This is a genomic window from Cephaloticoccus primus (assembly GCF_001580015.1).
Classification (GTDB): domain Bacteria; phylum Verrucomicrobiota; class Verrucomicrobiia; order Opitutales; family Opitutaceae; genus Cephaloticoccus; species Cephaloticoccus primus.
The window spans coordinates 1-20,722 of sequence record NZ_LSZQ01000066.1 but is presented as its reverse complement, the minus strand read 5'-3'; the positions used below and the strand labels follow the sequence as shown (position 1 = coordinate 20,722).

Sequence of the window (20,722 nt, the reverse complement as noted above, 5' to 3'; positions counted from 1 at the left end):
CTCCCCCCCCCCCCCCCCGAGCATTAGTAGCATTAATCAATATGGAATAACGGATGAGCGACTATGGACGAAAGATAAAGCCGCGGAGGTAATTGGGACAGTTAACTTGACAGCAGACAGGGAAGTACGCGGGCTGCATATTTACGAACCGAATCAAGGAGGTTCAAGAGTTAACTTGAATGGGAAAACCTTAGCTGTGAACAGAGAAGGGATACATGTTTATAGCTATATTGATTCGTATATAGGGGGCGGAAAGTTAACAGCCACTTACTCTGACTTAAATATATATAATAATTTGAGCAGCGTTCATGTCTTGGCTATTAGCGCTATTATTGCAGATAATGCACAGGGAAAGGTAAACCTTATCGTTTCAGGAGATCATGGGAGCGGATACGGCATAGTTCAGATTGATGGGAGCGAGTCTAATTTATTTACCGGAGACCTTTATGTCAGAGGGAGTAATTTGGTTTCCCTTATAAAAGAAAAGGGAGCTACGGCAATTCAGGGGGATGCTTACATAGAGAATGGTGGGAGTCTTGAGATTTTTCTAAGCAATCAGATTGCCGACTCATCGACAGTTCATTTAAAAGGCTATGCTGCAACTTCTTCATTGCGTTTTGCTAGACAAAGTTCTGAGAATATAGAAGAGGTATTTCATCGATTAGTAATAGAGGGGCGTGGGGGGATTAGTTTCGAAGGTGGCCGCCCAGACTTTATACACGGGCAGAGGCATCTTTTCCTGGATGATCTGGAGGTTAAGGCGGATAGCATGCTATCTGTTACAGAGTGGGAATGGGGGCGTGATCATCTTCTTGTGCGGCGAGACAGTAAGCACCTCCAGGAGTCGCTGAAGCGGATGCAATTTGCGGGTTATGATTCTAATGCAATCCACCTCGTAGACTACAACAAAGACTATTGGGAAATCAGTGCGCTGCCCGAGCCTGCGGCCTACGGCGCGGGGCTGATGTTGGGGGTGATCGGGTTTGCTCGGTATCGGAGGCGGCGTAAATGCCGCCGCACTTGCCCCGGGGAATAAGTCAGCGCCAGCGTGTGCCCCCCCTTATCCTGCCGCCTGCCAATCGATAACGGGCAAACCGGGAACTCGGGAAAACTCTCCTACATTGTGCGTGATGACTCCTGCCATGCGCGACAACGCATGGCCCGCAATCAACGAATCAATTGGCCCTATCTTCATCCCTCGGGGCTCCAAATAAGCTCTCACCATTCCTGTATCTCTGGCGGCCAGTTCATCAAATACCTCCACCTCTGCGATACACTCGCGTAGCCGCATAAGGTTATCTGTATATTTACGCCGCTCGGGATGCTTTTGTGCTCCAAACTCCAGTTCACTCCACACGATAGACGAAAGCAGCAACTGCTCCCGATAATGACGCACAAGTCGCACCAACAGCTCATCCTTGCCGCGCATAAACGCTGATGCTGCGTTTGTGTCCAGGAAGTATAGCTCGGAGGAGTCGCGGATCATAACCGTGGAGTGGGTTCATCTTTTCCCAGCACCGGATTGGCCATCAACTCTTCCAGTGCCTGCATTTGTCGAGCATGCGCTTCTTTACGCAATTTTTCGTCATAGAGGATGATATCCCCATTGCGGCGCCTTTCGATAAACAGCTCTTTAGCTTGAGGCTTCAGCGCAGCGGGCAGCCGCACTGCCCACGAGTTGCCCGACTTAAATACTTTTGCCGTAACTTTCATGGCGCGCACCTTGCGCGCATGGCCTCACCCTGTCAATTGGCGTGGCTCACTCTTCAGCAAGGGCGGCGTGGACGAGCTCGGCGATTGCGGGCGGCAGCTTCAGGCTGCGGGCGTGGGGTTGGGCGGCGGGGCTGAGTTTGCGCCATGTCTTGCGCAGAATATCCAGAAACTTCTCGCGCGGGTAATCGGCGTGCTGGGCGGCGAAGGCGCCGATTTCGTTTTCCAAAAATACGAGGATGGCGGCGTCTTCGAGGGCTTGTGAGCCGCTGTCTTTGCGCAGGTCGGTCTTGCTCACCCAGCGGGCGATGTCGGCCGCGAGCGGCTCGGGAAGTCCGGCAGCGAGGGCGAGTTCGCGGGCGCGCTCGCCCTGCTTTGTGTGGAGAAATTTGCGCCACTGGAGGTAGCCGCCCCGGCCTTCGGGATAGCTGCTGCGGGGCGTCAGGAAGCGTTCGAGGTGCTGGCAGCGCGCAGCGAGCAGGAGCTGCGCGGGCGCGTCGGGTACGAGGCGGGCGATCCACGCTTCGATGCGGTCGGCGTAGACGAGCTCGGCAGTACGGCCATCGGGCGTGCGGTTGGGATCGGCTTCGTGCGCGGCATCAATCGCGCTGCGCAGTTTCAAGAAAACCGGGAAGAGCTCGGAAGCGTTTGGGACTGGGGTCATGGTCATGGTGAAGGTCGCGCCATTTTCTTGGAGAAAATAGCCCTGCCCTTCGACCGCTTTTTTGACCCGAACCCACTACGCGTGGAGCGGTGGCGGGTCGCCACTTCCATTGAATTTGCGATTTTGCCGCGTGCGCTGCGCGCCCGGGCAAAATCGCAAATTTAACGGAACCTCCCCCCTGTTGCTTCGCAACAGGGGAAGGAGTCTGAATCGCGGATGGAGCGGATACCCATTTGGGCGCGGCGAAAAAGTTTACGGGTTAAATCTCCGGCCCGACCGGAGGGCGGGTGTATTTCCTACATTGCGGTTTGCCGGGCGGGCGGAACGCCCGCCGAGCAAACCGCAATGTAAATGGCAGGGGACACTGACGAGCCGCCAACGAGCGGCTCGCAAAGTAAACGGGTCTGCGACCCCGCCCCACGCGTAGTGGAGAAGCGCAGGCCCTACAACCTCAGTACACTTCGCGGTCGAGGAGGTCGAGGAGCTCGGTTTCGCTGATGCGGTGTTGTTGCATGGAGTCGCGTTCGCGCAGGGTGAAGCTGCCGTCTTTTTCCACGGTGTCGAAGTCGATGGTGACGCACCAAGGCGTGCCGATCTCGTCCTGACGGCGGTAGCGGCGGCCAATCGCGCCTGCTTCATCGTAGAACACGGCGTAGCGGCGCTGGAGGCTTTTGTAGAGTGCGCGGGCGCGCTCGGTGAGCGCGTCCTTGTTTTTAAGCAGCGGGAGGATGGCGACTTTTACGGGAGCGATCCGCGGTGACAGGCGCAGGACGGTGCGGGTGTCGGTGTTGCCCTTTTCGTCGGTGATTTGCTCCTCGGCATAGGCGGCGCAGAGCACGGCGAGGAAGATCCGGTCGGTGCCGACTGCGGGCTCGATGACGTGCGGGATGAATTTTTTCTTCGTGGCCTCGTCGAAAATCGCCTGGGGCACACCGCTGGCCTGCTCGTGCTGGCTGAGATCGTAGTTGCCGCGCGCGGCGATGCCCCACAGCTCCTGCACGCCGAAGGGGTAGCGGAACATGATGTCGGTGGTGCCGCGCGAGTAGAACGAGAGCTTCTCCTTCGGGTGATCATAGAGCGAGAGCTGCGCCTCGGGCAGGCCGATTGATTTCAGCCAATCCCAGCACCACTGGATCCACTCGCGGTGGTGGGCCTGCCAATCGGCGTCTTCGTGGATGAAGTACTCCATCTCCATCTGCTCAAACTCGCGCGAGCGGAAGATGAAGTTGCGCGGCGTGATCTCGTTGCGAAACGACTTGCCGACCTGCGCGATGCCGAAGGGCAGCTTCACGCGGCCCGTGTCGACGACGGGCTTGAAGTCGACGAACATGCCCTGGGCGGTCTCGGGGCGCAGGTACGCGACCGAGGAGCCGTCGCGCAGTGCGCCGACCTGCGTCTCAAACATCATGTTAAACGCGCGCGGCGGCGTGAGGCTCCCGGGCTCGCCGGTGGCGGGCGAGGGGATTTGCGGGATTTGCTCGGCGCTGGCCTCGGTAAACTCGTGCGGCTCGACCGGTGCGAGTGCGCCCTGGATCGCGTGCTTGCGCTTGAACGCTTCGGCGGCGGCTTGGAGCGCGCCGGCGGTGTCGTCGCCCTCCAGCGCGGAGACGTAGCCGCGCACTTGCCCATCGACGACGACTGCGGCGAAGAAAAGCTGGTCGGCGCGGAAGCGCTGTTTCGAGGCTTTGCAATCCACGAGCGGGTCGGTGAAGCCGTCCACATGGCCCGAGGCTTGCCAGACCTTCGGGTGCATGATGATCGAGGACTCGATGCCCACCACATCGTTGCGCCGCTGCACCATGTCGCGCCACCAGCAGTCGCGGATGTTGCGCTTCAGCTCCACGCCTAGCGGGCCGTAATCGAAGAACCCGTTAAAGCCGCCGTAAATCTCCGAGGAGGCAAAGATGAAGCCGCGCCGCTTGCACAGCGCAGCGATGGCTTCCATCGAGGGCGCCGCGCCGGGGGCAACGGGTGCGCCGCTCGTTGACGTGGCGGCAGCGGTGGCGGTGGATGCGTTGGCGGAGTCGTCAGGCATAGCCGCGAGCAATGGCACCCCCACTCCCCACGGTCAAGGGGCCTAAGACCCTTTCTCGCTGCCACTACGCGTGGGGCGGTGGCGGGTCGCCACTGCCATTGAATTTGGGAATCGGCCTCGGCGCCACGCGCCGAGGCCGATTCCCAAATTTACCTCCCTGTCGCGTTGCGACAGGAAGAAGGCCAAAAGCGCGAATGAAACGGAAACCCGTTGGGGCGAGTTTTTGGGTTCACGGGCTGCTCTGACACTGAGCACAACGTTTGTATGTTAACCAAAAAAAACGCCCCCAACGGGTAAAACTAGGTCGGGTAGTTCCCGACTGTGCGGCTTGTGAGTTGTGCGGAACGCACGGCTCGCAAGCCGCACAGTGAATGGGAGCGGGCACTGCCCGCCGCTGCCCGCGTAGGGCCGCTCCACGCGTAGTGGGGCCCGATCAAAAAAAACAGGCGAAGACTGGATGGAACAGATCGGTTGCGAATCAGTCACAGCGGGGCTCTCGTTCTTAAAGGCTCCCACCCTTTTTCCAAAAAAACAGTGCTCATGAAAAAAACATCCCCACTTCGCGTTCTCGTTTCGCTCCTGTTTGCCCTCGCCGTGCTTGGTGCGGCGGCTCCGCTCCATGCGGCGGGCGGCGACAAGAAGGCTGGCAAATCCGAAAAATCCTCCCGCGCCCCGCTCACGCTGAAGACCGACTCGACCCCGCTCGACCGCGACGATGCGCTGCGCGTCAGCTACGCCAACGTCGTCAAAAAAGCCTCCCCCGGTGTCGTCTACATTTTCACGACCAAGATCCTGAAGCCTCGTCCCGAGCTCGCCCCCTTTTTTAACGACCCGCAGTTCCGCCGCTTCTTCGGCCTGCCCGACTTTGGCGACCCCGACGAAGAGGGCGGCGCGGGCAGCGGGCGCGGCGGCAGTCGGGGCGGCCCTGCGCAGCGTTCGCAGGGGCTCGGCTCCGGCGTGATCATCTCGACCGACGGCTATATTTTGACCAACAACCACGTCGTGGACGGTGCCGACGAAGTCCGCGTCGCCTACGGCGAGCCGCGCCGCGAGCTCAAAGCCGAAGTCGTGGGCCGCGACCCGAAGACCGACATCGCCGTCCTCAAAATCGCCGCCAGCGAGCTGCCCGCCGCCACGCTCGGCGATAGCGACAGCCTCGAAGTCGGCGACACCGTCTTCGCCATCGGAAATCCCTTCGGCGTCGGCATGACGGTCACCCAGGGCATCGTCAGCGCGCTCGGGCGCGGCGGCCTCGGCGTGGAGACTTACGAAGACTTCATCCAGACCGATGCCGCGATCAACCCCGGCAACTCCGGCGGCGCCCTCGTCGATTCGCAAGGCCGCGTCATCGGCATCAACACCGCGATCCTCAGCCGCAGCGGTGGCTTCAACGGCGTGGGCTTTGCGATCCCCATCAACTTTGCGCGCACGCTCGCCGAGCAGCTCGTCGCCACCGGCAAGATCCGCCGCGGCTTCATGGGCGTGACGACTCAGCCGCTCGACCCCGATCTCGCCGTGCAGTTTGGCGTCGAGCAAGGCGCGCTCGTCACCGAAGTCACCACCGGCAGCCCGGCAGATAAGGCGGGCTTCAAGAGCGGCGACATCATCACCCGCGTAAACAGCCAGCCCGTCGCCGACTCACGCCGCCTCCAGCTCGCCATCGTGCGGCTGGCCCCCGGCACCGAGGTCACGATCGACTTCATGCGCGACGGCGAGGCGCAGAGCGTGAGCTTCGCGCTCGGCGAGCTGTCCAGCCGCGAACTCGCCGATGGGCACTTCAGCCCGGGCAACGAAGACGGCGTCCTCAACGGCGTGGCCGTCACCGACCTCTCCCCGCAGCTCCGCAGCCGCTACCGCATCCCCGAGCGGATCGAAGGCGCCTTCGTCTCCCAGGTCGATCCCGACAGCGCCAGCGCCCGCGACGGCCTGCGCGAGGGCGACATCATCCTCAGCCTCGACCGCCGCCCCGTGCGCAACGCCGAGGAAGCCATCCGCCTGAGCGAATCACTCAAAGGCCCCAAAGTCCTGGTGCTCATCTGGCGCGCCGGCCTCAGCCGCTACCTCGTCATCAACGAAGGCGCCTAAGGACCTCCTTGTTATTGGAAACAGGCCACTGCTGACGAGCCGCCAGCGAGCGGCTCGCATAATAAAGGAGTCGAAGACTCCACTACGCGTGGGGCGGTGGCGTGGCGCCACGTGCCATTTAATTTGCGATTTTGCCCGTGCGCTGAGCGCCCGAGCAAAATCGCAAATTTAACGGGATATCCCCCCTGTCGTTTCACGACAGGGACAGGAGCTTCATCAAATGCGGATGGAGCACGTACCCATTGGGGCGCGGCGAAAAAGTTGACGGGTTAAATCTCCGTCTGAACGGAGGTCAGACTCATTCAACTGTGCGGCTTGTTCGTCGGGCGGAACGCCCGACAGCAGACACTGACGAGCCGCCAACGAGCGGCTCGCAAAATAAAAGGGTCTGCGACCCCGCTCCACGCGTAGTGGAAAAAAACGGTAAGGAGAGGGACTCGCCTTTCAGAAGGCTGCGGGGGCGCCGGTGTCGATTGACTCGTAGAGCTTGTCGGCGATGCGGGCGAAGAGCAGCGCATCCTCCAGCGTGGTGTTGGGCTTGCGCTGGTGGACGACTGCGTCGACGAAGTCGCGCACGACGGCGTCGTGTTCGGCGCCCCAGCCGCCCTCGTCGCCCTCCCAGAGGACGCGGCTCTGGATGCCTCCGCCTGCGCGCGGCTCGGTGAGCACCACGTTTTCTTTTTTGGGCAGCAGCATCTTCAGGTCGAGCGAGCCCTTGTCGCCGCAGATTTGCCAGACGGTGGTGGGCGGCAGCGAGGAAAACTCGGCGCGCTCGTAGGTCAGCACGCAGCCCTCGGCGAAGGTGACGAGCGCGGCGATGTGTGTCTCGGCGTCGGAGCCCTCGGCGGCGTAGGCCCTGAAGGCGTCGGGCACTGGCCAAGCGCGGGCGAGCGCGAACTGCGGGGTGAGCCGAAAGTCGAGCAGGCCCAGCAGGTAGTCGAGGTCGTAGCAGCCCCAGTTGACGAAGATACCGCCGCCGTTGAGGTCGCGCCGCAGCCGCCATACGGGCGGCGGGCTGGTCGGGGCTTCGTCGGCGGGCTTGAAGACGGCGCGGCAAGTGATCGTGCGGATCGTGCCGAGGCCGCCCGCGCGGATGTGGTCGGCTGCGGCCTTGGCGGCCTGGAAGGAGCGGAAGCGCGAGGAACAGCAGGCGCCGACGCGGTCGCCCTGCGCTGCGACGAGCGCGCGCGCCTCGGCGGCGTTCATGGCGACGGGTTTTTCGACGAGCACGTGCTTGCCGTGCTTGAAGGCGTCGAGCGCCAGCGGGGTGCGCAGGTTGGTGGGCAGCGCGAGGATGATGGCGTGCACCTGCGGATCGGCGAAAAGTTCGCCGGCCTCGGTGCTCCAGCGCGGCACGCCGAAGGTCTCGGCGGTTTTTTGCGCGACCTCGGGGCGCACGTCGCACACGGCGACCGCGCGTGCGTTGTCCAGTTTGGCGAGGCCACGCAGGTGCTGCTGCGCGATGACGCCACATCCAATGACGGCTACATTTAACATAAAGGGCAGGGGGGGATCGGGGGTGGGGAAAGGGGAGGCCACGAATGAGCCTCCCAAGCCGCAGCATGGCGAGTGCGTTTTCCCCGGATTATCTGCGGATAATACGCAAGGGGTGCGAAATATACAGGGTGTCACCTCTGTGTACATGGACAGGTGTGGAGTACACGAAGACGGCCTTCTGCATTTTATACATATGAATACTCCCCGTTTGCGTGAACCCCTGTTGGCAGGGTTTGGCCTGCTCCTCGCAATTTCTCTCGGCGGCTGTGCCACCGAAGGCTCGCGTGCCCTGGAGGTGCAGCAAACCCGGGCGGCGACGAGCGCGGGGAGCTACCGCGGCGAGCGTGCACCCATTTCCGTGGGCAAGTTTGACAACCTCAGCCAGTACATGCGCGGCATTTTCTCCGATGGCCAGGATCGGGTCGGCGGCCAGGCGCAAACGATCCTCATCGGCCATTTGCAGCGCACGGGCCGTTTCTCCGTCCTCGACCGCAGCAACCTGTCGGAAATCGCGCAAGAAGCCGGATTTAACAAGAAGGAAACCCAGATCAAAGGCGCGCGCTATGTGATCACGGGAGACGTCACCGAGTTTGGCCGCAAGGCACACGGCGACCATCAACTCTGGGGCGTACTCGGCCGCGGCAAGAAGCAGGTCGCTTATTCAAAAGTCACCCTCAACGTAGTCGATACACACACCTCTGAAGTCGTTTTCTCGGCTTCTGGCTCGGGCGAGTACTCACTTTCCAACCGCGAGGTGATCGGCTTTGGCGGTACCGCCGGCTACGATGCTACACTTACCGGAAAAGTTCTCGATCTTTCTATCCGCGAAGCGGTCGATGGCCTTATTACTGGACTGGAAAACGGCGGGTGGAGGCTCTAAATGCAGTTACTTAAAGCTCGTGGTGCGGTGTTTATATTCACCGCACTTTCTTTCCTGTTTCTCGCAGGCTGTGCGACCCAGCGCAGCTTGTATCATTGGGGGAGCTTCCCCGATGTTACTTACGCGTGGCTCAAAGATGAGCCGGAGAGCGGAGATGTCTCCGGCGCGATGGAGGAAGATGTGCAGCGCGCGATATCCAAAGGGCATGACCTGCCGCCCGGATTTCAGGCTCACCTGGGGCTGTTGTATATGCAGGCCGGCCAATTCGATAAGGCCGTAGAATATTGGCAGATGGAAAAAGCGGCCTTCCCCGAATCAACCCCGTTTATGGATTTCTTGTTACAGTCACTACAAGGCCAGCGATTTATCCAGCGAGCGCGAAATGAGATCCCGCGTGCGCAAGTCAGTGGAGAGGAGGCTTTATGAAACGCGGTTTACTCGCTACATTTCTTGGCGCGGTTGTGTTGTTCGCGGGCTGTGTTTCGCCGCCCGATTATACGGCGTTTCGGGAGCACCGCCCCAGCTCGATTTTGATACTGCCACCTGTTAACGGCTCAGTGGATGTGAAGGCGATGCCCGCCGTGCTCAGTGCCTCGGTCAAGCCGCTGGCCGAGGCGGGATACTATGTCGTGCCCGTGACCAATATGATGGAGGTCTTCTATCAAAACGGGTTGACCGAGGCCGTAGATATTCAGGCTGTGCCTCCAGAGAAACTGATCGAGTTTTTCGGCGCCGATGCTGCTTTGTATATTGAGATCGAGAAATACGGTGCGCGCTATATGGTGATTAACAGTGTAGTGGAGATTACTGCTGCGGCTCGGTTGGTCGACCTGCGCACGGGAACGTTGCTCTGGGAAAATCGTGTTCAGGAATCGATCAGTACCACTTCGAGCAGTGGCCTTTTAGGTGCGCTTGTAGAGTCTGTCGTGCAACAGATCGTGAATACAGTAACTGACCGTGCGTGGCCCGCCTCGCAGCAAGCCCTGCACAAGCTCTACCTGCACCCGCAGCGCGCAGTGCTCCCCGGCCCGCGCCTCGACCCCGAAGGCAAAGCGGGGCGGAGTCGTTGACTCTTTTATTTTGCGCGCCGCTCGTTGGCGGCCCGCCGCCGCTGCCGCCCCCATCTGGGCCGGTTCGCCGGCCCCTGTGTGTGGCTGCCTTGCTAGGCTTCGGCTTCGGCTGCTGGGGGGAGGAGCTCGCGGATGGTGGCGGCGATTTGGGCCAGCGGGGTGGTTTTTTCGAGGTAGCGGTCGATGAGGTCGGCGAGGACTTTGTCGATGACGTCGCCTTCGAAGAGGACGCCGGTGAGCAGGATGATCGGAGTCTGCGGGCAGAGGGTTTTGATTTCCTTGATCATCTCAAAGCCGTCGCCGTCTTCGAGTTGCAGGTCGGAGACGATGAGGTCGGGGGGCTTTTGGCGGACTTCGCGCAGGGCGTCGTGGACGCTGGCGGCGGTAGCGACGCGGTAGCCACTACTGGTGAGAAAGCGGCTGAGGAGTTCGCGGATGGGGGCTTCGTCGTCGATGAGGAGGAGGTAGGGCGGTTTCACGAGGGAGGGAGCTTAGGTTTGTTTGTTATGTGGCGAATTGAAGCGTGTACGCCACATAGGGCAGAGGGGCGGGGGGTTGTAGAAGGGGTGGGCGCGTAGTGCGGTGGTGTGCGTTTTTCTTAAGCGGTGGGGCTATCGTTGAGGCGCAGGGTGAGGATGCCGCCGATGATTTTGTTTTGGTCGCGCAGCGGGTAGAGCGAGGCGCGTGCGGGGGCGCTGCGGCCGTCGCGGGCGAGGGCGAGGGCGGGCTGGTCGACGAGGTCTCGGCCCGCCTTCATTGCTTCGGCGATGCGTTTGTTTTGCCCTTCGTCGGCACTGCCGTGAGGGGCACCGGAGCCGTCCGCAGGGGGGGGGCTGGCGGAGCCGTCGTGAGGAGCGCCGCCCAGCAGCCGTACGAGTTTCCCGAAGGGCTGCTTGACGAGGTCGGGGCTGTCCCAGCCGCTGTGGCGCAGGACGGCGGTGTTAACGCGGGTGATGTGGCCGGCTTTGGTGAGGACGACGACGAGGTCGCTCACGCACTCGACGATGCGGTGGTTGTAGTGGAGCTGGTGTTCGAGGGCTTGGTTGGCCCACTGGCGCTCCAGGTTGTCGAGCGAGAGTTGCTCATTGGCGGCGAGCAGCTCGGCGGTGCGCTCGGCGACTTTGGTTTCGAGTTGGGCGTTGGCGTCTTCGAGGGCTTGGGTGGCGCGGCGGCGGTGGGCGAGGTCGTCGCGGATGAGCCAGCCGGCGCCGACGAGCAGGAGCAGGTCGACGCCGACGCCGGACCAGATGGCCCAGCGGGTGGACTGGACCTGGAGGTAGAGGGCGGTGTCGCGCTCGCTGAGCAGTTTAAGGAGCTGGGACTTCACGAAGCCGAGGCCTTGCTCGATCGTGCCTGCGGTGGGTGAGCGGGTGAAGGCGTCCATCTGCTTGCGCAGCTCGTGGGGCTCGCCGGCCTGGCGGGCGGCGATGACGGCGCGCGTGCTTTGCGCGTGGGCCTGGCTGAGGCTCTGGATTTCCTGAAGGCGTGCGTATTGCTCGGGCTCGGTGTCGGGGCTGCTCATGAGCAGGGCGAGGTCGAGCTCGCCGCTCAGGTCTCCCAGGGCACGGTTCAGGGTGATGAGGTCGCCCGACTCGCCAGTGGCGGCGTAGGCGCGCAGGGTGGCTTCGCTGCGTAGGAGGGCGCTGCGCACGTTGTCGATCCGGTCGATGAGCGAGTGCGTGTGGTTTACCCAGTCGCTGGCTTCGGCAGTCGAGCGGATGTTGCGCACGGCGAGTAGCGCGATGCTGATCAGGATCGCGCTGACAAAGAGGAAGACATAGGCAAGGCGTTGGAGGGTGGTGTCTTTCATGTGGGGAGTGCGGCGAAATGAGGTGGCGGGCGAAGGGGGGCGCTGTGTGCTTGCGTACGGGCGCGTGCGTCAGGGGTCGCGTTTGGCGTCGGGGTCGAGGTGGGCGGGGCGGACTTTGACGACGGTGTGCACGGCGCGCTTGAGGTAGTCGTCGTAGCTGAAGGTGAACTCTTGGGCGATCGTCCAGTTGGCCCGCAGGGAGGCGGCGACCTTGGTGGCGATTTCGCGGATGCGGGGCTTCGAGCGGGTGAGGTTGAAGAAGTAGCGGCGGTTATTGTAGTCGAGGTACACGCGCTCGTCGTCCACGTAGCAGATGGCGTGGCCGACGTTTTTGCCCGCCATCTCCACGCGGATCAGGCGGGTGTGGTAGCCGTGGTGCTTGAGCACGTAGTCGGCGAGTGCGGCGTAGTCGATACAGTCGCCCGCTTGCTGCGCGAGAAACTGGTTGGGGTTTATGACATCGAAGAAGGGGTCACTATCGAAGCGGAAGTCGGTGAAGTGATTCGCAAACCGCTTCGGTGTCATGTGCGGGTCATTCAGCAGCTCGTCCAGCGTGACAGCCGCGAGCCGCAGGGGCGCCAGCGCCGCGCAAAGGAGGAGCAAAAGAAAAAGCCGCGATAAAACGCGGCAGCGGCTGAGTTGGGCGCAGGGGAGCGGCGGCAACATGGTGGCGCAGTCCAGCCACTCCGGCGCGCAAGATCGAGAAGTTTTACTTAGGTAGGCGTGGCACCGGTGCTACGCGGGTTTACGCCCCGCCCTCCCGCCCCCTCCCGCGCGGCGATCCTCGGCAATTGCAAGCTCCCCAGCTCTCGAAAAGCGTCCGTGGCCAATGCCTCTCACCCTCGACCCTGAAATGGCAGCCGTGGCGCGGCAGCTCTGGCCTGCTCCGCAACGCCTGCAACCGGCCACGGGCGGCCTGTTCAACCGCGTGCTGCAAGTGCAGTCCCCCGCCGGCACGGCCTACCTGAAGCGGTTTACCGACGCGGCAAGCTCTGGCGATTTTCCGGCCCTTCCGACGAGCGCGGCGCAGCGCTGCCTGGTCGCCGCGCGCTGGCACGAGCTCGCCTTGCGTGCCAGTACCAAGGTACCACAGGTGGCGGTGCCCGCGTTGATTTCCGTAAAACCTGAGCTCGACCTCATCGCCATGGAGCAGGCCCGTGGCGCGCCGCTCTACGACGCATTGTGGGGTGAAGATCGCGACACCGATGCGGCACTGCATGCGGTGGTGGCTTGGCAGGCGGCGCTGCATGTCCTTGCGCCGACACCACGCGCGCCCCTTCTGGCGGCGAGCCGTCCCTTCAAGGCGTTCAAGGTCGACCTGCAATACACGTGCCTGCTGGTCGAGGTACCGCCAGCCTTGCACGCGGCGGCCAGAGACTTTGTGGCTGCCTACCTGCAACAGGAGGCCGAGCCGGTGCATGGCGACCTCAACTCGCGCAATATCCTGATCGGCAAAGATGGGGTTTCAGTGATCGATTTTGAGCAGGGCCATTTTGGTGAAGGCGTCTACGATCTGGCCTACCTGCTGAGCGAATACGTCATCCGCGAACTGCGCGCCGCGGCGGATCCCGAGCCGGTCATCACGGCGGCATGGGCGAAGTACTGTCAGGCGCGCGGCTGCGATCCGGATCCCGCGCTCTGGCGGCGGCTGCGCATCCACCTCGGGTTTCAGGTGCTTTACCGCCTCGTGGGCCCGAGTTGCAAAGTTTGGACAGGCCACTTGGGCGACACCGCCGGGCAGGCGTTGCGGCGCTGGAGCACGGCCGAGTTTCTGCGCTGGTTGTGATGGATGATCGCGGGGCGGCGTGCCTCTGCGCGCGCGCTGGCTCCTTCAGCGATAGCCGAGGTGGAGCCAGACTGGAGCCATCGGGAAATCGGCCCGGCCCAGTGCACGGATGTCCCGGAATCCCGCGTCTGCCATCCACTGTGCGAGCTCGCCCGACGCGGGGAGGTAGTGGCCGCGCAGGATCATCGGTGCGTAAAACGGCAGCACACGGGCCGCGAGTTCGGCATCATCCGCCAGCTCGGCGTGCGCCAGGAGCAGCATCCCGCCGGGATTGAGCGCCTCGAACAGCTTGCGCACAGCGGCCTGCGGCGCGCTCAGGAAATGGAGGACCGACGAGCACCAAATCAGGTCGTAGCCGCTCCCGATGGAGTCGCAGTTCACATCGCAGCCCAGGGCTTCGACCCGATCAGAGAGGCCCGCCGCGCGGATGTTTTCCTGTGCGACTTCGGCGGTTTCTGCCTGGTCGCAGAGCACACCTCGCCAGCCCGGGAGCTGCTGTGCCAAGGCAAGGCCGATGTGGCCCGCACCGGCCCCGAGATCAAGGAAGCGCCCCCGCTCGGGGAGTGGCGGCAGCGCTGCGAAAAGCCGCCGCACCGCAGGCACTGTCACGGCACGCTGCTCCTGTCCGATCTGCTCGCGCGCTGCCTGCGCCCAGGTGCCTTTTGGTGCCGCCACCCCGGCCGCCGCGCCCTGGTCGGGGGCGCCGCCCTTTTTCAGTAAGGCTTCCAGCTGCGTCGATACGCGCGTGAGAAAATGGCACCGGTACTGCCAGGCCTGCGCACAGTTATCGCCGGACGTTTCGACGAAAAACCGCGCCGCCCGCGGCGAGGCACTGTACCGCGTCTCTGCGGTTCCTTTTGCTGCGGGCACATGCCGTTCCAGCAGCCCCATGCTCCAAAGGAGGTCGAGCCAGACGACTGCGCCGGGCGGGGTCAGGTCGAGTTGGCGGGTGACGTCCGCGGCCCCTTTGGGCGTTTCCAGCAGCGCGAACAGGTGATGCTGAAGCGCCAAATCCAGCGCTTGGGATTGGAGCGGTGCAGCCGCGAGATTCCAGAAAGGCTGCAAGGGATGGCTTGTGCGGAAGTTCATCATCGTCACCTCAATCTGGCGCAAATCGTGCCGATTGCGCGGGCTCTTATGGCGGCCCCATCTCTGGCATAAAGCAAAAATGAGACCAGGTTTCACCTTTGCTATGACGCTGTGACAGCAGGCTTTTTTCCCTGCGTGTTTTGCGCCAGCACAATGCTCACCAGCACCAGCGCGATGCCGATACCCTGTGTGACTGTCAACTTCTCGGATGCCACCGACACACCGAGCAGCACCCCCGTGACGGGATTCAGCAGACCGATCATGCCCACCGTGCCTGCGTGCAAATACTTGAATCCGGTAAACAGGCACACGTAGCTGAAGGCGGTTGCAAGCAGGCTGATATAGGCGAATGCAATCACGGCACTGCTGCTCACGGCAGGTGGCGCCCCCTCGACGATGACGGCGACGACCAGAAGTTCCGCCCCACCTGCTACAAGCTGCCAGGCTGTTGTCGCAAGGATGGGCGTGCCATCATTCCATCGCTTGCCCAGCACCGCGCCGACCGCCATGAGTGCGGTGGCGCCCAATGAGGCGGCAACGCCTGATGCATCAATGGTTCCGCTCGCCATCCCCACAATCAACACGACGCCGACAACACCAATGGCGGCACTGCCCAGAAACCAGGCGTTGACCCGCTCGCCGATCAGCAACCACGCAGCGCCTGCCAGCATCAAAGGGCTGAGCGCCCCGATGGAGGTTGCGATGCTGGAAGGCAGGCGTTGCGCGGCAATGAAGATCAGCAGGAAGAATAGCCCCATATTCAGTGAACCGAGGACGGCAGAGCGCCACCACCACGCCCCCTCGGGCAAGCGGCGGGCGATCAAAAGCAGGGCAATCCCGGCAGGCACCGCTCGCAGTGCCGATCCCCACAAGGGCGCATCGGCAGGCAAGAACGTGTGTATCACCCAGTAATTGCTGCCAAACAGCACCGACGCAGCGGCGGCAGCAATACAACCGAGCAAGCGTTTGTTGTGATCTGTATTCATCGGGCAATTACCTTGGGTAAAAAATTGTGGCGGACGGGATACCGCCTCCTCCCCGAAAACCGGGCACGGTGGATTTATCTCGATGTTAAGATGATTTTCCTGAATTTATCTTGGGGTCAAGATATAGGTGTGGTAGTACCACGGGAAAATGGATCAAGTTGACAAGGTAACCGAGCAATGGCGTGCCGCGCGCCCCGATCTGGACGTGGCTACGATGGCGCCGATTGGTCGGCTGTCGCGGGCGGTCAAACGCATTCATGCCCTCGAAGAGCAGACCTTTGCGACCTTCGGTCTAAACATGGCAGGCTTCGATGTGCTGTCTGCACTGCGGCGATCCGGCCCGCCCTATGCGCTGTCTGCGGGCGATCTGCTGGCGTCGATGATGATTACCTCAGGGACGATGACCAACCGGATTGACCAGTTGGAAAAGGCCGGTTTCGTCCGCCGCGCTCCCGACCCGGAGGATGCGCGCAAAATCTTGGTGCGTTTGACGCCGAAAGGCTTGCGGCGGATCGAACAGGGAATCGTGGAGCACGTTGCCACACAACGGCAGATTTTGTCGGGTTTGACCGACAAAGAGGTGGCACAGCTCGATGGGCTGCTGCGCAAACTGACGCAGTCGCTTGGGCTTTAGCGAGAAGGCTACTGCGAGACCAGTTTTCGCCTGCTGAGTTTGCGCAGTACCACGTAAAATACTGGCGTCAGGAGCAGGCCAAAGACCGTCGTGCCGAGCATGCCCGCAAACACGGTCATGCCCATGACCGAACGCACTTCCGCGCCCGCGCCTTGCGCCAGCACCAGCGGGATGGTGCCGGAGATAAAGGCAATCGAGGTCATGATGATGGGACGCAAGCGCAGGCGGCAGGCTTCCAGTGCCGCTTCCACAATGCCTTTGCCGTGCAATTCCAGTTCGCGGGCGAATTCGACGATGAGGATGGCGTTTTTGCAGGCCAGTCCCATCAGCACGACCAAGCCGACTTGCACAAAGATATTGTTGTCGCCGCCGCTTAGCCAAATGCCCACCAGTGCGGCCAGCATGCACAGCGGCACAATCAGGACAACGGCCAGTGGCAACGTCCAGCTTTCGTAGAGTGCGGCCAGCACCAGAAAGACCAGCAGTACGGCCAGCGGAAACACGATCAGCCCGGTATTGCTTTGCGTGACCTGCTGATAACTCATTTCCGTCCATTCAAGCTGCATGCCGGGTGGCAACACACGTTCGGCCAATGCATCGATGGCATCCAGCATTTGCGCGGAGGACAGCACGGCGGGGTCGGCAGCACCGGTCAGGTCGGCGGCGGGGTAGCCGTTGTAGCGCAGCACCGGATCGGGGCCGAAGCTGGGATGCAGTTCCACCATCGTGCTGATCGGCAGCATCTGGCCGTGTGCGTTGCGCACATTGAGGTTCAAGATGTTCTGCACATCGCGGCGAAACGGTGCGTCGGCCTGCGCAATCACCTGCCAGGTGCGCCCGAAACGGTTGAAGTCGTTGACGTAAGTGGAGCCCAGATAGGTTTGCAGCGTTTCATACACGTCCGTCATTGCCACGCCCTGGGTTTTGACCTTGTCGCGGTCGATGCGGGCATCGAATTGCGGGACGTTGACCTGATAGCTCGTCACCGGATACGTGAAACCGGGGGTGGCGGCAATCGCCTGCTGCAAGGCGCGGGTCGCCTCCTGCAAGGTGGCATAACCGTGACCTTCGCGGTCTTGCACAAAGAGTTGATAGCCGTTGCCATTGCCCAAACCCTGGATCGGGCCGGGCATGAAGGTGGCGGCCTGCCCGTCGGTGTAGGTCGCCCATTGACGATTGAGCGCGGCGGTGATGTCCTCGGCGCTGCGCGTGCGACCGTCTTCCAGACGCTGCAATTGGGTGAACAGCACGCCCATATTGGCGGTCGCCGTTCCCTGAAATACATTGCGTCCGGCGGACGAGAAGGTGTGCAGCACGCCTTCTTGCGCGTTGATGTGGGCGATGGCGCGATGGAACAATTGTTCGGTGCGTTCAATGGATGCGCCCTCGGGCAATTGCACGGCAGTGACCAGAAACAGCTTGTCCTGAATCGGCATGAAGCCGCCGGGCACCGCCTGAAACATCCCGCCGGTGGCGGCCAGCAGCACAACGTAAAGCGCCAGCGCCGCGCCGCGTCGTCCCAGCATCTTGCCCACCACGCCGTGATAGCGACGGGCGCTGGCATCAAACCAGCGGTTGAACGGGCGAAACAGCCAGCCCAGCGTCGCTTCCATCACGCGGGTCGCGCGGTCTTTGGGGGCATCGTGGGGTTTGAGCAGACGCGCGGCCAATGCAGGCGAGAGCGTCAGCGAGTTGATGGCGGAAATGACGGTGGAAATCGCAATGCTGACCGCAAACTGTTTGTAAAAATCGCCGGTCACGCCGGTCAAAAACGCCATCGGCAAAAACACTGCGCACAGCACCAGCGCAATGGCGATGATGGGACCGGAAACCTCACCCATTGCCTTGTGCGCAGCAGCTAGTGGCGATAGCCCCCGGGCGATATACCGTTCGACGTTTTCCACCACCACAATCGCATCATCGACCACAATACCGATGGACAGCACCAGCCCGAACAAGGTCAGGGTATTGATGGAAAAACCCAGTAAGTACAGCGCGGCAAAGGTGCCGACCACCGACACCGGCACCGCAATCAAGGGAATGATGGAGGCGCGCCAGGTCTGTAAAAACAGCAGCACCACGATCACGACCAGCGCGACCGCTTCCAGCAAGGTGGTGATGACCGCGTCGATGGCCGCACGCACAAACACGGTAATGTCGTAGACGCTGCTCTCAAAGGCCACGCCTTCGGGAAACTGCGCCGAGAGCGTCTGCATGCGGGCGACCACCGCATCGCGGATGTCCAGTGCGTTGGCACCGGGGTTCTGGTAGATGCCCAGCCCCACCGTTTCGCGTTCGTCCAGAAACGAGCGCACGCCATAATCAGCCACACCCAGTTCCAGCCGCGCCACATCGCGCAGCCGCACCAGTGCGCCGTCCTCGCCCACCTTGAGCACGACTGCGGCAAACTCTTCCTCCGTCTGTAAACGCCCCTGTGCGTTGATGAGGGTCAGAAATTCGCTGCCGGGCATGGGCGCGGCACCAAGTTGTCCGGCCGATACCTGCACGTTCTGTTCGCGCAGGGCAGCCAGCACATCGCCTGCGGTGAGGCCCAGCGCCGCGATGCGGTTGGGATCGAGCCACACGCGCATGGCATAGTCGCCCGCACCTTGCGGGTCCACCTCGGCAACACCGGGGATGCCGCGCAGCGCATCGATGACGTGCAGGCGCGCGTAATTGCGCAAATACTGTGCGTCGTAGCGACCGTCGGGTGAATACAGATTGATGACCAACAAAAACGTCGGCGTGCGTTTCTGTGTCACCACGCCTTGACGGCGCACATCCTCGGGCAGGCGCGGCAAGGCTTGGGTGACACGGTTTTGTACCTTGACGGCGGCGGCATCCGGGTCGGTGCCGGGACGAAAGGTCAGCAGCATCTGCATCACCCCGTCAGAGCCGGAGACCGACTTCATGTACACCAGGTCTTCGACGCCCTTGATCGCTTCTTCCAGCGGGCTGGCGACGGTCTCGGCAATGGCTTTCGGGTTGGCACCGGGGTAATTGGCGCGCACCATGACCGAGGGCGGCACCACGTCCGGGTATTCCAGAATCGGCAGCAACGGGATGGCAATCAGCCCGGCGGCGAAAATCAGGATGGACAGTACCGCCGCAAAAATCGGGCGGTCGATGAAAAAGCGCGAAAAATCCATATGAGGTGGCGACCCTTTATCGTGCTCAATGCAAGGCAGTGATGTGCTGCGGTGATGAGGTTCCGGTGGTCTCTGCCGCCTGCACCTGAACCCGTGTGCCGGTGGCAATGCGCTGCGTGCCGCCCACCACCACCTGTTCGCCAGCGTTCAATCCTTGACGGACGATACGCAGTCCATCGGCGCGTTCGCCAAGCCGCACATCGCGGCGTGTGGCAACCCCGGCGTCATCGACCACAAAGACGTATTTGCGATCCTGGTCGGTCAGTACCGCCTTGTCATCAATCAACAGCGCTTCGAACGGTTCGCTGCTTCGCACTTGCACGCGGGCAAACTGGCCGGGGATGAACTGCCGCGTGGCGTTATCCAGCGTCGCCCGCATGCTGATGGTGCCGGTCTGGCGCGAGACCTGGTTATCAAAAAAATCCACCACCGCTGCATGCGAATCGCCGGTTTCCCCCGCCGACTGCACGCGCAGCGGCAGCCCGTTTGTGCGGGTATTGGCCGTGCGCCGCCACAGGCGTTCATCGGCTTCGACATACAGGTACACCGTGTCCTGCGACACCAAGGTCGTCAGCACACTGCCCGCATCACCTGCCGTGACCAGATTGCCCACCGTGAATCGTGCCCGTCCGGCGCGGCCATCAATCGGGGCGCGTACCTGTGTCCATTCCAGATTGAGCCGCGCCTGCGTCAGCGCTGCCTGTGCGGCCTGTACTTCGGCCTGTGCCTGCGTGGCGATACTTTGGCGCTGCTCCCACAGTTCGGTCGAAATTGCATGGTGTTCGACCAGTGTCTGCGCCCGCGCTGCCTCGCTCGCCGACAACTGCGCCTGTGCGCGGGCACGAGCCAAATCCGCCTCGGCACGTTGCAGGCGGGCTTGTAATTCGCGCGGGTCGATGGTGAACAGCACCTCCCCCGCTTTGACCTCTTGTCCTTCGCGGACATGCACCTGTTCGATATAGCCCGACACGCGCGGCAGCAGCGCCACCTGTTGCACCGCCTCAATCCGTCCGTTGAACTCGTCCCACAGGTGAACGTTCCGGGCCACCACCGGCGCGACGCTGACCAAAGGCAGCGAAGCGGTGCCGCTATCCACCGATTGCGGTTTGCAGGCAGACAGACACAACGCCAGCAATGCAACGGCACAACCAAAGAGCCCTGAAGCAGTGTTTTTCATGAAACGGCGAAGCGGGTTTACGTGCATGGGATTGGTGGGGGCGAATCGAGGAGGGGAGTCTATCCATCACCTGCTGTTTCGTCTGCCCGGATCTTGCGCGGACTGTTCCGTGCTTGCTGTGATTTTCGCTGCGCGGGGTGCGTTGGGGTG

19 protein-coding genes are annotated in these 20,722 nt (G+C 62.1%); 7 read left to right on the top strand and 12 right to left on the bottom strand.

Annotation, left to right across the window (positions count from 1 at the left end):
* Positions 1-1,036 (top strand): hypothetical protein (locus AXK11_RS09920; RefSeq protein ID WP_231865818.1); only part of this gene is annotated, 1,036 nt, incomplete at its 5' end.
* A gap of 24 nt (positions 1,037-1,060) precedes the next feature.
* On the opposite strand, the gene AXK11_RS08625 is transcribed toward AXK11_RS09920, so the two are convergent.
* From AXK11_RS08625 to AXK11_RS08610, 4 genes are all read right to left on the bottom strand, one after another.
* On the bottom strand, positions 1,061-1,486 hold the full coding sequence (locus tag AXK11_RS08625; RefSeq protein ID WP_068631271.1) for a type II toxin-antitoxin system VapC family toxin: 426 nt from the start codon (positions 1,484-1,486) through the stop codon (positions 1,061-1,063).
* The gene (locus tag AXK11_RS08620) at positions 1,483-1,713 is read right to left on the bottom strand and encodes an antitoxin (protein WP_068631269.1); all 231 of its coding nucleotides are present in this window, start codon (positions 1,711-1,713) and stop codon (positions 1,483-1,485) included. The genes AXK11_RS08625 and AXK11_RS08620 overlap by 4 nt, the downstream gene beginning before the upstream one ends.
* 46 nt (positions 1,714-1,759) lie before the next feature.
* Complete coding sequence (locus AXK11_RS08615; protein WP_231865817.1) at positions 1,760-2,380, bottom strand: DUF4202 domain-containing protein; 621 nt, start codon at positions 2,378-2,380, stop codon at positions 1,760-1,762.
* Positions 2,381-2,825: 445 nt separating this feature from the next.
* Positions 2,826-4,319, bottom strand: a complete 1,494-nt coding sequence (locus AXK11_RS08610; protein WP_068631267.1) for a glycine--tRNA ligase — start codon at positions 4,317-4,319, stop codon at positions 2,826-2,828.
* A gap of 630 nt (positions 4,320-4,949) precedes the next feature.
* Here AXK11_RS08610 and AXK11_RS08605 point away from each other — a divergent pair.
* Complete coding sequence (locus AXK11_RS08605; protein ID WP_068631265.1) at positions 4,950-6,494, top strand: DegQ family serine endoprotease; 1,545 nt, start codon at positions 4,950-4,952, stop codon at positions 6,492-6,494.
* A 444-nt stretch (positions 6,495-6,938) separates the two neighbouring features.
* Here the strand turns inward: AXK11_RS08605 and AXK11_RS08600 are convergent, their stop codons facing one another.
* A complete protein-coding gene (locus AXK11_RS08600; protein ID WP_197456862.1) occupies positions 6,939-7,991 on the bottom strand; it encodes a Gfo/Idh/MocA family protein in 1,053 nt (350 codons plus the stop codon).
* Between the two features lie 193 nt (positions 7,992-8,184).
* Between AXK11_RS08600 and AXK11_RS08595 the strand changes: the two genes are divergently transcribed.
* From AXK11_RS08595 to AXK11_RS08585, 3 genes are read left to right on the top strand one after another with little or no spacing between them, the layout of a single operon-like run.
* The gene (locus tag AXK11_RS08595) at positions 8,185-8,871 is read left to right on the top strand and encodes a CsgG/HfaB family protein (protein WP_068631260.1); all 687 of its coding nucleotides are present in this window, start codon (positions 8,185-8,187) and stop codon (positions 8,869-8,871) included.
* Positions 8,872-9,297, top strand: a complete 426-nt coding sequence (locus AXK11_RS08590; RefSeq protein ID WP_068631259.1) for a DUF4810 domain-containing protein — start codon at positions 8,872-8,874, stop codon at positions 9,295-9,297.
* Positions 9,294-9,941, top strand: a complete 648-nt coding sequence (locus AXK11_RS08585; RefSeq protein ID WP_068631257.1) for a DUF799 domain-containing protein — start codon at positions 9,294-9,296, stop codon at positions 9,939-9,941. The genes AXK11_RS08590 and AXK11_RS08585 overlap by 4 nt, the downstream gene beginning before the upstream one ends.
* 92 nt (positions 9,942-10,033) lie before the next feature.
* On the opposite strand, the gene AXK11_RS08580 is transcribed toward AXK11_RS08585, so the two are convergent.
* From AXK11_RS08580 to AXK11_RS08570, 3 genes are all read right to left on the bottom strand, one after another.
* The gene (locus AXK11_RS08580) at positions 10,034-10,420 is read right to left on the bottom strand and encodes a response regulator (protein WP_068631255.1); all 387 of its coding nucleotides are present in this window, start codon (positions 10,418-10,420) and stop codon (positions 10,034-10,036) included.
* 119 nt (positions 10,421-10,539) lie between these two features.
* Positions 10,540-11,751: a CHASE3 domain-containing protein gene (locus AXK11_RS08575; RefSeq protein WP_068631253.1), complete on the bottom strand. Its 1,212-nt coding sequence runs from the start codon at positions 11,749-11,751 to the stop codon at positions 10,540-10,542.
* A 69-nt stretch (positions 11,752-11,820) separates the two neighbouring features.
* A complete protein-coding gene (locus AXK11_RS08570) occupies positions 11,821-12,417 on the bottom strand; it encodes a transglutaminase-like domain-containing protein (RefSeq protein ID WP_068631252.1) in 597 nt (198 codons plus the stop codon).
* Positions 12,418-12,580: 163 nt separating this feature from the next.
* On the opposite strand from AXK11_RS08570, the gene AXK11_RS08565 reads away from it, so the two are divergent.
* Positions 12,581-13,537 carry a phosphotransferase family protein gene (locus tag AXK11_RS08565; RefSeq protein WP_068631250.1) on the top strand — a complete coding sequence of 319 codons (957 nt, stop codon included), beginning with the start codon at positions 12,581-12,583 and terminating at the stop codon, positions 13,535-13,537.
* A gap of 45 nt (positions 13,538-13,582) precedes the next feature.
* On the opposite strand, the gene AXK11_RS08560 is transcribed toward AXK11_RS08565, so the two are convergent.
* Both AXK11_RS08560 and AXK11_RS08555 read right to left on the bottom strand, forming a co-directional pair.
* The gene (locus AXK11_RS08560; protein ID WP_197456861.1) at positions 13,583-14,650 is read right to left on the bottom strand and encodes a class I SAM-dependent methyltransferase; all 1,068 of its coding nucleotides are present in this window, start codon (positions 14,648-14,650) and stop codon (positions 13,583-13,585) included.
* Between the two features lie 77 nt (positions 14,651-14,727).
* Entirely contained in the window at positions 14,728-15,612 is an 885-nt protein-coding gene (locus AXK11_RS08555) for a DMT family transporter (RefSeq protein WP_068631248.1), read from the bottom strand.
* Positions 15,613-15,760: 148 nt separating this feature from the next.
* Between AXK11_RS08555 and AXK11_RS08550 the strand changes: the two genes are divergently transcribed.
* On the top strand, positions 15,761-16,246 hold the full coding sequence (locus tag AXK11_RS08550) for a MarR family winged helix-turn-helix transcriptional regulator (RefSeq protein WP_068631247.1): 486 nt from the start codon (positions 15,761-15,763) through the stop codon (positions 16,244-16,246).
* 8 nt (positions 16,247-16,254) lie between these two features.
* Here AXK11_RS08550 and AXK11_RS08545 read toward each other — a convergent pair whose 3' ends face one another.
* Both AXK11_RS08545 and AXK11_RS08540 read right to left on the bottom strand, forming a co-directional pair.
* Positions 16,255-19,395, bottom strand: a complete 3,141-nt coding sequence (locus tag AXK11_RS08545) for an efflux RND transporter permease subunit (protein ID WP_068631245.1) — start codon at positions 19,393-19,395, stop codon at positions 16,255-16,257.
* Between the two features lie 25 nt (positions 19,396-19,420).
* Positions 19,421-20,572, bottom strand: coding sequence for an efflux RND transporter periplasmic adaptor subunit (locus AXK11_RS08540; protein WP_068631243.1), 1,152 nt, complete (start codon positions 20,570-20,572; stop codon positions 19,421-19,423).
* Positions 20,573-20,722 lie beyond the last annotated feature (150 nt).